We start from the raw sequence: 13,029 nt of genomic DNA, 5'->3' as shown, positions 1-13,029 counted from the left end.
CGGGAGGAACAAGCATGATCGAACAAACGTGTGAATGGGCGTCCAAAGTGACGAACGGTCGTCTGGTGGGGAGTGTGTCCGACCGTCGGCTCTTGTTCAAGGGGGTGTCGACCGACACCCGTACACTTAAGCCGAATCAGTTGTACGTGCCGCTGGTGGGAGAACGGTTTGACGGGCACGATTTTTGGCGGGATGCGGTGGACAAGGGAGCGGCCGCCTGTTTGTGGCAGCAGGATCGGCCTGTACCCGAAACGGCAGAAGTACCGTTTATTTTGGTGGCAGACACCCTGGAAGCGTTGCAGGCGATGGCATCGGCATATCGGGATACGTGGTCGATTCCGGTCGTCGCCGTGACCGGCAGCAACGGGAAGACGACCACCAAAGACCTGATCGCATCGGTACTGTCGGTACGCCATCGTGTACACAAAACACAGGGCAACCTGAACAACCACATCGGTGTGCCCTTGACCTTGTTGTCCTTGCCAAAGGAGGCGAAAGCGGCCGTCGTGGAAATGGGCATGAACCACAAGGGTGAAATTGCGCTCCTGTCACGGATGGCCAAACCGGATGTGGCCGTGGTCACCAACATCGGTGAGTCGCATCTGGAACACCTGGGCAGTCGTGCCGCCATCGCCGATGCCAAATGCGAGATTGGCGAGGGACTGGCTCCGAACGGTACCTGGGTGATTCACGGGGATGAACCGTTGTTGTTGGAGCGAGTGAGGCAGGATTCGCGCCAAGTGATAAAAATCGGCTGGGGGGACACCAATGACGATCGTCCTGAATCGATCAGCTTGAACGGGCTGTCCGGCATTTCTTTCACATCCGCACGGATGGGAGCGCGCTTTTCCATTCCGCTCCTGGGAAGGCACAATGCTGTCAATGCGCTGATGGCGGCCGCCGTCGGCCGGTTGTTGGGCTTGAGTGAAGAAGAGATCGGCCGGGGACTGGCTGAGGCGCAATTGACAGGGATGCGCCTGGAGATGCGGAAGACGGACAAGGGAATGCTGATCATCGATGACACGTACAATGCCAGCCCGACTTCCATGAGAGCCGCAATCGACCTGCTTCTGGAGCTGGATGAGGGGAAAGAGAAGTGGGTACTCTTGGGCGACATGATGGAAATCGGTGCTCAGGAAGCGGCGTATCACCGTGAAATCGGGCGGTATGCCGCGGAAAAAGGGGTGTCCCGCGTCTATACGTTGGGAGAGAAAGCCCGGTGGATCGGCGAAGGGGTGACATCAGCCAATCCCACCATCCCGGTACGCCATTTCGGGACACGAACGGAAGCGGCTCAAACCTTGCAGGAACAGGGTGGACCGAATGTGATCCTGTTGGCGAAAGCATCCAGGGCCGTCAAATTGGATGAGGTTGTGAAAGATTTAACAAAAGGGGAGAAAAGAGACTAAAATGGATACGATGGACATTCGCCTTTTTCTGATTCCGCTGGCAGTGGCGCTGGGGATCACGATCCTGCTCGGACCGATGGTGATTCCGGTTTTGCGGCGGTTGAAATTCGGTCAGAGCATCCGCGAGGAAGGACCGCAGGCACACATGAAAAAAGCGGGAACGCCCACCATGGGCGGCGTCATGTTTTTGACGGCGATCGTGCTGACTGCCATTCCGTTCAGTGCAGCACTCCCGTTCGGCAACAACATCGTGGAGAATGTGATTAATCCGGACTTGTTTTTCCTTGTATTTGCCACGTTGGGTTACGGGATTCTCGGCTTTTTGGATGACTACATCAAGGTTGTGATGAAGCGGAACCTGGGGCTGACGGCCAAACAGAAGCTGTTGGGTCAGTTGTTCATCGGCTTGGTTCTCTTTTGGGTGTTGCTGGAGGTTCGTGTGTATCACGAAGGTACGATCGGTTACATCTTCTCCGTCCACATTCCGGGAACCGGTCTGGAATGGCATCTGAACTGGCTGTATCTCCCGTTGTTGCTGTTTATCATGATCGGTACGTCCAACGCGGTCAACCTGACTGACGGTCTGGACGGCCTGGTGGCGGGGACGGCGGCGATCGCCTACGGCGCTTTTGCCGTGATCGGTTGGATGCAAAGCAACATCACCGTCACCATTTTCTCCATGGCCGTGGTGGGGTCGTTGCTGGGATTTTTGGTGTTCAATGCGCACCCTGCCAAGGTGTTCATGGGTGATACCGGTTCATTGGCATTGGGAGGCGGGTTGGCGGCACTTTCCGTCATCACGAAGACGGAACTGTTGTTGCCCGTCATCGGGGCCGTGTTCGCCGCAGAAACGTTGTCCGTGATGTTGCAGGTGGCCTCGTTCAAACTTCGCGGCAAACGGATTTTTCGTATGAGTCCGCTTCACCACCATTTTGAGTTGTCCGGCTGGTCGGAGTGGCGCGTGGTGACTACCTTCTGGTTTGCCGGATTCATCGCTGCGCTCTTGGGCATCTATCTGGAGGTGTTCCTATGATATTGCGCGACGCCGAAGAGTGGGCCGGCCGATCCGTGGTTGTACTCGGCCTGGCCAAAAGCGGTGCGGCAGTGGCCAAGCTGCTCCACCGATTGGGCGCGCAAGTGGTGGTGAATGACAAAAAGCCGCGGGAAGCATGTCCCGAGGCGGAAGAATTGGAAGCGCTCGGGATTCGGGTGATTTGCGGTCACCATCCTGACGATTTGCTGACGAATGGTGTGGACGTACTCGTCAAAAACCCGGGGATTCCCTACTCCGCCGCCCCGGTTCGCCAAGCGCAGGAGATGGGAATTCCCGTTATCACGGAAGTGGAGGTATCAGGCCGGTTAACTGCTTCCCGTTTGGTCGGCATCACCGGTTCCAACGGGAAAACGACCACCACTTCCTTGGTGGGACAGATGCTCTCGGCCGGGGGAATTTCATCCCGTGTCGCCGGCAACATTGGCATGGCGTTATCGGAAGTGGTGCAGGAAACCCGGCCTGAAGAATGGCTGGTGGTGGAGCTGAGCAGTTTCCAGCTCAAAGGGACGGAACGTTTCCATCCGAAAGTGGCCGCCCTGCTCAACGTGGTGCCGGCTCATCTGGATTATCACGGAACGATGGAAGACTACATCACCTCCAAACAGCGTCTGTTCCGCAATCAGACATCGGAGGACGCCGCCGTGTTCAACTGGGATAACCCGGTATGCAGGGAAACGGCGGCCTCGGTGAAAAGCCGTGTGTGGTGGTTCAGTCGTCGGGAGACGGTCCCGCGCGGTGCGATGGTGGAAGACGGGTGGGTTCATCTGCGGACGGATGAAAGGAAAATCCCGTTGCTTCCGGTAAAAGAGGTGGCACTGCCGGGGGCGCACCACCTGGAAAACGCCCTCGCCGCCGCGGTGATCGCCCATCTTTGCGGGTGTCCGGCGGATGCGATCGCGAATGTGCTGCGCACCTTCCGCGGTGTGGAGCACCGGTTGGAATATGTGGGGACAGTGGAAGGCGTCGCGTATTATAATGACTCCAAAGCGACCAATGCGCAAGCCGCGATCCGGGCATTGGAATCCTTTGATCAGCCGATCGTGTGGATCGGAGGCGGTTTGGATCGTGGAGTGGATTTTCACGAGTTGGTTCCGGTCTTTGCCCAACGGGTGAAGGCCGTGGTGGCGTACGGTCAGTCAGCACCCATCTTGCTCGCCCGTGCCGAAGAGGCGGGTGTGCCCATTCGTCTGGGTGTCAAAGATGTGGCGGAAGCGGTCGCGGAAGCGAGCAAAGCTGCACAGCCTGGCGATGTGGTCCTGTTGTCGCCGGCATGTGCCAGCTGGGACATGTACACTTCGTTTGAGGAGCGGGGAAGCATTTTTAAACAAGCCGTGCATAGGCTGTAAAGAGGGCTTGCCCAATCCGACGAACGAGGTGAACAATGCCCATGTCCAAAATGCGAACCAACCCGGATTACGTGATCGTCACGGCGATTCTGTTACTGCTGGCCATCGGGGTTGTCATGGTGTACAGCGCCAGTGCCGCCTATTCGTATCATCGGTATGACGACGCGTTTTTCTATGCGAAACGGCAGTTGTTGTTCGCAGGCTTGGGCGTGTTTCTGATGTTTGTGATTTCCAATTTGGACCCCCGGCGGTTTGCTGAGTGGGCGAAGATCGGAATCATTCTCTGTTTTCTCCTGTTGATCGTGGTATTGATCCCCGGAGTGGGCCTGTTGCGTGGCGGTGCGCGCAGTTGGCTGGGAATCGGTGCATTCAGCATCCAGCCGTCGGAGTTTATGAAACTGGCGATGATTGCGTTTTTGGCCCGTTATCTCTCTGAGCATGCCGACAGTATGCATCGCTTTACGTCGGGCCTGCTTCCCCCGTTGGCCATTGTGGGGGCGGCATTTGCGCTGATCATGATGCAGCCCGACCTGGGTACGGGAACCGTATTGGTGGGAACGGGGATTGCCATGATCTACGCGGCAGGAGCCCGTCTGTCTCACCTGGGCGGTTTGGGATTGCTGGGTATGGGCGGGTTTGCCGCGTTGGTGTTGGCGGCACCTTACCGGATCAAGCGGATCACGGCGTTTCTCAATCCGTGGCAAGATCCGCTGGGTGCCGGGTATCATCTCATCCAGTCGCTCTATGCAATCGGTCCCGGCGGATTAATGGGCTTGGGTCTCGGCATGAGCCGGCAAAAACATCTCTATTTGCCGGAACCGCACACGGACTTCATCTTCTCGATCCTGGCGGAAGAGTTGGGTTTTATCGGTGCAGGCACGGTGATTGTGTTGTTTGCGATACTGGTGTGGCGGGGGATTCGTGTGGCGATCATGGCCCCCAATTTGTTCAGCAGTCTGCTGGCTACGGGGGTGACGGCGATGATCACCATCCAGGCCGTCATCAACATCGGCGTCGTCACCGGGGCGTTTCCCGTCACCGGGATTACGTTGCCCTTTTTGAGCTACGGCGGTTCTTCCCTGACCCTGACACTTGCCGCAGTGGGCATTCTGCTCAATCTGTCCCGCTACACCAGGTAAGAACACCAACGAATGCGGGGGATGAACATGAAACGGATTTTGCTTTCCGGCGGTGGTACGGGCGGACACATTTATCCTGCTTTGGCGGTCATGCGGGAAGTGCGCAAACGTTATCCCGACGTGGAAGTGGGCTATATCGGAACGGAAAACGGTTTGGAGTCTCGCATCGTCACCAAAGAGCAGAACATTCGCTTCTTTACGGTGGAAATCCAGGGCTTCCGGCGGAAACTGACGTGGGAAAACGTGCAGACGATTTCCAAATTTATCCGTGCTGTCAAAAAATCGAAAGAGTACATAAGGGAGTTTCAACCCGACGTGGTGGTGGGTACAGGAGGTTATGTGTGCGGCCCGGCCGTATATGCCGCCCACCAGTTGGGAATCCCGACGCTGATCCATGAACAAAACGTCATCGTGGGTTTGACGATCCGCTTTCTGTCCCGTTTTGCCGACACGGTGGCGATCAGTTTTGAAGGAACGGAACAACATCTCCATAGCGCCAAGAGGGTGATTCACGCCGGGAACCCCCGCGCGACGGAAGTGGTACATGCAGACGCTGCGGCCGGCATGGAGTCGCTCGGTCTCACGGGTTCGGACAAGCCGATCGTTCTGTTCGTCGGCGGCAGTCGGGGTGCCCGTCCGATCAACGAAGCGGTGTTGCAGATGGTGCCGCTGATGGCGTCGGCGCCTGACATCCAATTCGTTTACGTCACGGGGGAAGCCCATTATGATGATGTCGTGGCCAAAGTGGGCGAACAGACGAGCGGGAACTTGATTATTCGCCCGTTTTTGTATAACATGCCAGATGTCTTGGCTGCCACGTCCCTGTTCGTGGGTCGGGCCGGAGCTTCAACATTGGCGGAGTTGACCGCTTTGGGATTGCCGTCAATCCTGATTCCGTCGCCTTACGTCACCAACAACCATCAGGAAGCCAATGCCCGACTGCTGGAGAAAAAGGGCGCGGCCCGGGTCTTGTTGGAAAAAGAGTGCAGCGGCGAAACCCTGTTTGTCATGATCCAGGAGATTCTCGGGAATCGGGAGCGGCATCAATCGATGAGCACGGCGGCCCGTCAGCTGGGACGACCGGATGCGGCGGAGGTGCTGGTGGATGAACTGGAACAATTGGTACGCAATCACAAAAAATAGACAGATCCCCAATAGGCGGTCGTCACATCAAACGGAGGCGGGCATAAGATATCGTATATCACGCTCCGCTCACGCTTTGTGCAAGGTTGTTCGAGGGGGGAAGTGGACATGAAGGAAGTAGCACGCGATTTGGAAATGGCTGGAGTTCAACATGTGACATTGAACGAACCTTTGTCCCGTCACACGACATGGAAAGTGGGCGGGCCGGCGGATATCTTCATTTCTCCCCGCAGCAAGGCGGAATTGGAGCGGACGATGGCTGTTGTGAGGAAACACGGTCTGCCGTGGCGCGTGATCGGACGGGGCTCCAACTTACTGGTCAGAGATGGTGGGATTCGCGGTGCGGTGATCAAACTGGGAGCAGGTTTTGATGATTTGAAAGTGGAAGGCACCCGTGTGATCGTCGGTGGAGGTTATTCCGTCATTCGTTTGACATCGATGGTTGCCAAACACGGATTGACGGGATTGGAATTTGCAGGCGGCATTCCGGGCAATGTGGGGGGCGCCGTCTACATGAATGCGGGGGCGCACGGCTCGGAAGTGTCGCGCGTGTTGGAGTCGGCCGAGGTGTTGTTGGAAACGGGCGAATGGATCACGTTGACCAATGAGCAACTGGAATTCCGATACCGCACATCATCCTTGCAAACCAAGTACCGGGGCATCGTAACCGAAGCCGTTTTCCAACTGCAATACGGTGACCGGAAGGAGATTGCCTCCATCCTGGCCCGCAACAAAGACCGACGTCGGAAAACCCAACCTCTTCAATATCCATGTGCGGGAAGTGTGTTCCGCAACCCGCCGGGAGACCATGCCGGACGACTGATCGAAGCGTCCGGTCTGAAGGGGTATCGCGTGGGCGACGCGGAAGTCTCCACCTTACATGCGAACTTCATCATCAACCGGGGCCAAGCCACGGCGAAAGATGTTCTCACCCTAATTCATCACATCATCCGGACGGTGGAAGAGAAATTCGGAACTACCTTGGAGCCGGAAGTTCAGGTGGTGGGCGAGGGGTAAACGGAGGTGGAACATTGGAGCATTTTCTCATCGAGGGTGGAAAGCCTCTGTGCGGAACCGTTCGCATCCAAGGTGCCAAAAATGCGGCTCTTCCCATCTTGGCCGCCACGGTGTTGGCCGACGGTGTCCATGAATTGCACGATGTCCCCCGCCTGTCAGACATCGATGTGATGGGCTGCATCTTGGAAGCACTCGGCGCGAAGATCACACGGTTTGGTAACCGTGTTGTGGTGGATACGACCACACTTCGAACCTCCCATATCCCCGACACCTTGATGCGGCGGATGCGTTCGTCCATCTTTTTGATGGGCCCGTTGTTATCCCGTTTTCAGGAAGTGAGTGTCACACGGCCCGGCGGCTGTGCGATCGGCGCCCGTCCCATCGACTTGCATTTGAAAGGGTTGCAGATGCTGGGGGCGCAAATCGAAGAAACGGGTGGCCTGATCCGTTGTGTAGCCAAGCGACTGGTCGGCACCACGATCCGTCTGGATCTGCCCAGCGTAGGTGCGACAGAAAACGTGATGATGGCGGCGGTGTTGGCGGATGGGATCACCGTGATCGAAAATGCCGCGCGAGAGCCTGAGATTGTGGATTTGCAACGCTATTTGAATCAAATGGGCGCCAACATCGAAGGCGCAGGAACGAATACGATCATCATCCGCGGGGTGAAGCGGTTGCGTCCGGTTCCTTACGAGATCATCCCTGACCGAATCGTGACGGGAACGCTGGTCGCAGCGGTCGTGGCCACATCCGGCGAAGTCACCCTCACCCACACCATTCCGGAACATTTGCATTGCATGTTGTCACTGGTCCGACAAGCGGGTGCCGAGGTCCAAACGGACGGGGACACATTGTGGGTCCGTGGCAGCAGAGAATTGAAGGCCGTGGGAGAAATCCAAACAGAGCCATATCCCGGCTTTCCGACCGACCTGCAACCGCAGATGATGTCACTTCTTACACTGGCCGAAGGAACCAGCGTCATCAGAGAGCGGATTTTCGACGCCCGGTTGAAGCATGTCGATGAACTGCGAAAAATGGGAGCGGATCTTCAGGTCGTGGACAATTCGGTACGAATCCGCGGGGTGCGTGCGCTCAGCGGTGCACAGGTGAAAGCCACCGACCTGCGCGCCGGTGCGGCATTGGTCATCGCCGGTCTTGCCGCTCATGGTACGACCAGTGTGTACGGCGTGGAACATATCGAACGGGGATACGATAGGCTGGACCTGATGTTTCAGTGCCTGGGAGGCAGGATTCAGCGGGTTCCAGACCAAATTCCTTCGATGGAAAGCGGCACTTTGTGATGTGCCGCTGTTTTTGTGGGATATCATACAAAAGGGTGCATGTGGAACTTTTTTCATTTTTGAGGGCAGGGATCACGGGTTTTTTGTGGTAACATAGATAAATGACACCACCTCCTAAGTGCCAGCGGTCACATGGGTTCCTACCGGGAAAGGAGATACTTTTTGATGGAACAGCGTATTCCGCCTTTCCGCCTGCCGCACCGCTCCGATCGCCCGTCCGCCCGATGGGCGAATTGGGTGATATTGGGGTTTTTCACCGGAATATTGGTGATCTTGTTCCTGCAATCACCACTCGGAAAAGTGGAACGGATTCAAGTCGAGGGGAACCGGTGGTGGTCCGAACAGGACTTGGTGAAAAAATCGGGATTGAAGCAGGGTATGTCCTTTTTTGGATGGAGCAGCCACGATGTAGAAATGCGATTGCGTTCGATTCATGCGGTTCGCTCGGTGAAGGTCTTCAAGCATTTTCCGGGGACGGTACATATTCGTGTAACGGAATATCCGCAAGTGGCTTGGTGGGACACGGGACAAACGCGGTTTCCCGTGCTGGCCAACGGTGCGATCCTGCACCGGTCCCATGCCCCGGCAACCGGGGAGCATCATCCGGTGCTGGTCGGATGGCGTGATGATCGGGCAGCGGCAACGCTGGCCAAGGCGTTGGCCGGTTTGTCCCCTGATGTTCATCGGGACATTGTTTCGGTGAAACCTGTCCAGCATCCGACCTATTCTGATCTGGTTGGTGTAATCACGCGAGAAGGCCATTTGGTCAAAGTGAGAGTGTCGAATTTTCGGGAGAAGATGGCCTTATACCCCGCTTTTCGCGATAAGCCCCGAGGCACCTTGTACCTGATGGATACCACATGGTTCATCCCTTCCCACCCGTAACCGTTGTTCCACCGATGCAAAAGGTAATATGATCATTATTTGCCAAATTCTGCAACCCTTTTTCATCAAACATGGTGAACAGAAAAAATTAGGAAGGAAAAAGGGGAAAGCATGGTGGGTGTTGAAGTATTGGAGTAATGTTTTTCCCTTCACTCCCCCCTGTTTGAAATAAGTACCAATGTTTTTCCACCACACAGAGATCGATTCCCGGGCAAGGAGGTGCCCAAGATTGAGCAACGGAGGATACATCGTCACCTTAGATATCGGAACATCCAGGGTCCGATTGATCGTCGCCGAAGTGCATGCGAACGGAAACATCCATATTGTCGGCGTCGGTTCGGCGGTCTCGCGGGGGATGAAGAAGGGAGCCATCATTGATATCGACCATGCCGTGCAGTCCATTCGGGAAGCGGTGGATGACGCGGAGCGAATGGTGGGAATAGAGGTTTCGGAAGTGTTTGTGGGGATTTCCGGCAACCACGTTTCGTTGCAACCCAGTCACGGGGTTGTAGCTGTTTCCAGTGAAGATCGGGAAATCGGTTCCCAGGATATCGAACGGGTGTTGCAAGCGGCGAGAGTGATCGCATTGCCGCCGGAGCGGGAAATCATTGAAGTGATGCCGAAGCAGTTCATCGTGGACGGGTTGGGTGAAATCCGCGATCCTCACGGGATGATCGGCGTTCGTCTGGAAGTGGACGCTCTGATCGTCACCGGGGCCAAGACGGTGATCCACAATGTGTTGCGGTGTGTGGAAAAAGCCGAGTTGAGCGTGGCCGGCATGTTGCTGTTACCGATGGCGACGAGTGAACTGTGTTTATCGGCGGACGAGAAAAACCTGGGTGTCGTCATGGCCGATCTGGGTGGAGGAACCACCACGATCTCCGTGTTCCAACACGGGCATTTGGCGGCCACCGCTGTGATCCCGGTCGGCGGGGACAACATTACGAACGATATCGCCATCGGTTTGCAGACGGATACGGAGACGGCCGAAAAGATCAAGCGACAGTATGGTGTCGCTTCCGTGAAGGAAGCTTCCAAAGAGGTCACATTTCAGATACGGACCATCGGCAGGCAGCGGGAAAAGAGCGTGACCCAGTGGGAGCTCGCACAGATCATCGAACCGCGGGTGGAAGAGCTGTTCCACCTCATCCAGCAACAAGTGGAAGGGCTCGGTTTTTCCAAAGAACCGGTCGGCGGATATGTGCTGACCGGCGGCGTGATGTCCTTGCCCCATATCTTAACGGTGGCCCAGGAACAGTTGGGTCAGGCGGTTCGGGTGGCCGTTCCCGACTATATCGGCGTACAGGACCCTTCGTATACCGCCGGCATCGGCATGGTGCACTATCTGTTGAAACGGCGAATGGTGCGTCTGGCGGAACCGGGTACCGAAAGCACGGCACGTACGAGGAAACAAAAGGGTCCATCACCGCTGGAACGGATGAAAAATTGGTTGAGCGAGTTCATTTAAAGCACGGCAGGGATACATGAAAGAGAGAAACGGGAGGGACAAGCCATGTTGGAGTTTGATATGGAAATTGAACAAATTGCTCAGATAAAAGTGGTCGGAGTGGGAGGAGGCGGCAGCAACGCGGTAAACCGCATGATCGAAGCCGGTGTCCAAGGAGTGGAGTTTATCGCGGTCAACACGGATGCACAAGCACTGAACCGCTCCAAGGCCCCGGTCAAAATGCAGATCGGGGAAAAACTGACAAGGGGATTGGGTGCCGGAGCCAATCCGGAAATCGGCAAAAAGGCGGCGGAGGAAAGCCGTGAGAGCTTGGAAAACGTGTTGAAAGGTGCGGACATGGTGTTCGTTACCGCTGGAATGGGAGGCGGAACCGGAACGGGAGCGGCTCCCGAAATCGCCGCCATCGCCCGTGAACAAGGTGCGTTGACCGTCGGTGTGGTCACCCGTCCGTTCACCTTTGAGGGACGCAAACGTTCCCTGCAAGCCGATCAAGGGATTGCGGCTTTGAAGGAAAAAGTGGATACGCTGATCGTGATCCCCAACGATCGTCTTCTGGAGATCGTGGATAAAAACACCCCGATGTTGGAAGCCTTTCGTGAAGCCGACAACGTGTTGCGCCAAGGGGTGCAGGGGATCTCGGATTTGATTGCGGTACCCGGCCTCATCAACCTGGACTTTGCGGACGTAAAGACGATTATGACCGAACGCGGTTCCGCGCTGATGGGAATCGGGATGGCCACCGGGGAAGGGCGTGCGGCCGAAGCGGCCAAAAAGGCGATCTGCAGCCCGCTGTTGGAAACCTCGATCGACGGGGCGCGCGGTGTCTTGATGAACATTACGGGCGGAACGAACCTGAGCCTGTACGAAGTGAATGAAGCGGCTGATATTGTGGCTTCCGCTTCCGATCCGGAAGTGAACATGATTTTCGGTGCGGTGATCAATGAAGATTTGAAGGATGAGATCATCGTCACGGTGATCGCCACCGGATTTGATCACAAACAGCAGGAAAAAACTCCCGGAAAACCGCAATTCCGGTTGGAAGAGGAAATTGCCGCATCCAAACTGGATATCGTGAAGTTCAATTCACAAGAGAACGATTTGGATATCCCCACTTTCCTGCGTCATCGGCGGAAAAAATAAGACCGATATGCCGCCGGATACAAAAAGGGCAGGGATATGAAGAGAGGGAGGTATTTTTCCCCCGGTTTGATGACAAAGTCATGCGGAGTCCGATTTCCCGTCTACACTCCCCGGCAACGGCCTGAGTCGCTCGACGGGATATACGGGCCCGCTACCCTGAAAAAGGTGATCGTTTTCCCGAGTGACCTTCGAGCGCTGCGAAGCGAGAGGGAAAACGGCGCACCCGAAATCACCGGTGGTAAAAACGCTTTGTCAGGAGTCTCGGAGGGAGGCGTTATGCCTCCCTTTGTTTTTTCCAAGGATCGGGATGCGACCAACTGTGAAGAACACGGAATTCGACGGGGGATTCAACCGGCTGACACACCACCGTCCACTGTCATGATGTGTCCGGTGATGTAGGAAGCTTCGTCCGAACACATCCAAACGACCGTGTGGGCAATATCGAAGGGCTGCCCGATGCGCCCTTGCGGAATCCGCGACCGATATCGTTGTTCGGTGGTGCCGGTCGTATCAAATACCCGTTCCAGCATCGGGGTGAGAACGGCTCCGGGGCACACGGCATTGATGCGGATGTTGGATTGGGCGTATTCCAGTGCGGCCGATCTGGTGAGACTGATCACCCCGGATTTGCTCGCCGCGTAAACCGCTGCTTGGGGTGTGCCCCTCAAACCGTTGACCGATGCGATATTCACGATCACTCCGCCCCCCTGCATCTGCATCTGTCGAATTTGATGCTTCATGCAGAGCCAGACTCCCTTGAGGTTGATCGACACGATGGAATCAAACTCATCTTCCGCGATCTCAGCGACGGGTGCCAGTTTGCCGCCAATCCCCGCGGCGTTGCAAGCAAAGTCCAGTTTTCCGAAGCGATCCACGGCAGTCTGCACCATATTTTCCACTTGTTCATCCACACCGACATCCGCTTGAACGGCGATCGCCTCACCTCCCTCATGCTCAATCATCTCTTTTGTCTCTTCAATCGTTTCACGAGTACGGCCGGCCACGACCACCTTGGCACCTTTTCGTGCAAAAGCCAAGGCGGTAGCGCGGCCGATACCCGAACCGCCGCCCGTCACCAGTGCGACCCGTCCGGCGAATGACCGCATGAGATTCCCCCCTTCTTTCAC

11 protein-coding genes are annotated in these 13,029 nt (G+C 56.2%); 10 read left to right on the top strand and 1 reads right to left on the bottom strand.

Annotated features, from left to right (window positions below; all coding sequences use genetic code 11):
• Positions 1-14 precede the first annotated feature (14 nt).
• From JQC72_RS02380 to ftsZ, 10 genes are all read left to right on the top strand, one after another.
• The gene (locus JQC72_RS02380; RefSeq protein WP_205492516.1) at positions 15-1,409 is read left to right on the top strand and encodes a UDP-N-acetylmuramoyl-tripeptide--D-alanyl-D-alanine ligase; all 1,395 of its coding nucleotides are present in this window, start codon (positions 15-17) and stop codon (positions 1,407-1,409) included.
• 10 nt (positions 1,410-1,419) lie between these two features.
• A complete protein-coding gene (gene mraY, locus JQC72_RS02375) occupies positions 1,420-2,442 on the top strand; it encodes a phospho-N-acetylmuramoyl-pentapeptide-transferase (RefSeq protein WP_205493220.1) in 1,023 nt (340 codons plus the stop codon).
• Positions 2,439-3,809, top strand: coding sequence for a UDP-N-acetylmuramoyl-L-alanine--D-glutamate ligase (gene murD, locus JQC72_RS02370; protein ID WP_205492515.1), 1,371 nt, complete (start codon positions 2,439-2,441; stop codon positions 3,807-3,809). Before mraY ends, murD begins: the two co-directional genes overlap by 4 nt.
• Positions 3,810-3,850: 41 nt before the next feature.
• Positions 3,851-4,948, top strand: coding sequence for a stage V sporulation protein E (gene spoVE / locus JQC72_RS02365; RefSeq protein ID WP_205492514.1), 1,098 nt, complete (start codon positions 3,851-3,853; stop codon positions 4,946-4,948).
• 27 nt (positions 4,949-4,975) lie between these two features.
• Complete coding sequence (murG, locus tag JQC72_RS02360; RefSeq protein WP_335342379.1) at positions 4,976-6,091, top strand: undecaprenyldiphospho-muramoylpentapeptide beta-N-acetylglucosaminyltransferase; 1,116 nt, start codon at positions 4,976-4,978, stop codon at positions 6,089-6,091.
• A 108-nt stretch (positions 6,092-6,199) separates the two neighbouring features.
• The gene (gene murB, locus JQC72_RS02355; protein WP_205492512.1) at positions 6,200-7,108 is read left to right on the top strand and encodes a UDP-N-acetylmuramate dehydrogenase; all 909 of its coding nucleotides are present in this window, start codon (positions 6,200-6,202) and stop codon (positions 7,106-7,108) included.
• Between the two features lie 14 nt (positions 7,109-7,122).
• Complete coding sequence (gene murA, locus JQC72_RS02350; RefSeq protein ID WP_205492511.1) at positions 7,123-8,409, top strand: UDP-N-acetylglucosamine 1-carboxyvinyltransferase; 1,287 nt, start codon at positions 7,123-7,125, stop codon at positions 8,407-8,409.
• 165 nt (positions 8,410-8,574) lie between these two features.
• Positions 8,575-9,294, top strand: a complete 720-nt coding sequence (locus JQC72_RS02345) for a cell division protein FtsQ/DivIB (RefSeq protein ID WP_205492510.1) — start codon at positions 8,575-8,577, stop codon at positions 9,292-9,294.
• 229 nt (positions 9,295-9,523) lie between these two features.
• The gene (ftsA, locus tag JQC72_RS02340; protein ID WP_205492509.1) at positions 9,524-10,762 is read left to right on the top strand and encodes a cell division protein FtsA; all 1,239 of its coding nucleotides are present in this window, start codon (positions 9,524-9,526) and stop codon (positions 10,760-10,762) included.
• A gap of 45 nt (positions 10,763-10,807) precedes the next feature.
• Entirely contained in the window at positions 10,808-11,902 is a 1,095-nt protein-coding gene (ftsZ, locus tag JQC72_RS02335; RefSeq protein WP_205492508.1) for a cell division protein FtsZ, read from the top strand.
• Positions 11,903-12,249: 347 nt separating this feature from the next.
• Here ftsZ and JQC72_RS02330 read toward each other — a convergent pair whose 3' ends face one another.
• Complete coding sequence (locus JQC72_RS02330; protein ID WP_205492507.1) at positions 12,250-13,008, bottom strand: glucose 1-dehydrogenase; 759 nt, start codon at positions 13,006-13,008, stop codon at positions 12,250-12,252.
• Between the last annotated feature and the right edge of the window lie 21 nt (positions 13,009-13,029).

It is taken from the genome of Polycladomyces zharkentensis (genome assembly GCF_016938855.1).
Taxonomy (GTDB): Bacteria; Bacillota; Bacilli; order Thermoactinomycetales; family JIR-001; genus Polycladomyces; species Polycladomyces zharkentensis.
The sequence above is the reverse complement of the archived record's forward strand: the minus strand, read 5'-3'. Positions and strand labels throughout refer to the sequence as shown.

Coding starts and splice junctions, on each gene's coding strand:
- murB (WP_205492512.1), top strand. CDS start 6,200: ATGAAGGAAGTAGCACGCGATTTGGAAATGGCTGGAGTTCAACATGTG.
- JQC72_RS02380 (WP_205492516.1), top strand. CDS start 15: ATGATCGAACAAACGTGTGAATGGGCGTCCAAAGTGACGAACGGTCGT.
- ftsZ (WP_205492508.1), top strand. CDS start 10,808: ATGTTGGAGTTTGATATGGAAATTGAACAAATTGCTCAGATAAAAGTG.
- JQC72_RS02330 (WP_205492507.1), bottom strand. CDS start 13,008: ATGCGGTCATTCGCCGGACGGGTCGCACTGGTGACGGGCGGCGGTTCG.
- JQC72_RS02345 (WP_205492510.1), top strand. CDS start 8,575: ATGGAACAGCGTATTCCGCCTTTCCGCCTGCCGCACCGCTCCGATCGC.
- murD (WP_205492515.1), top strand. CDS start 2,439: ATGATATTGCGCGACGCCGAAGAGTGGGCCGGCCGATCCGTGGTTGTA.
- spoVE (WP_205492514.1), top strand. CDS start 3,851: ATGTCCAAAATGCGAACCAACCCGGATTACGTGATCGTCACGGCGATT.
- mraY (WP_205493220.1), top strand. CDS start 1,420: ATGGACATTCGCCTTTTTCTGATTCCGCTGGCAGTGGCGCTGGGGATC.
- murG (WP_335342379.1), top strand. CDS start 4,976: ATGAAACGGATTTTGCTTTCCGGCGGTGGTACGGGCGGACACATTTAT.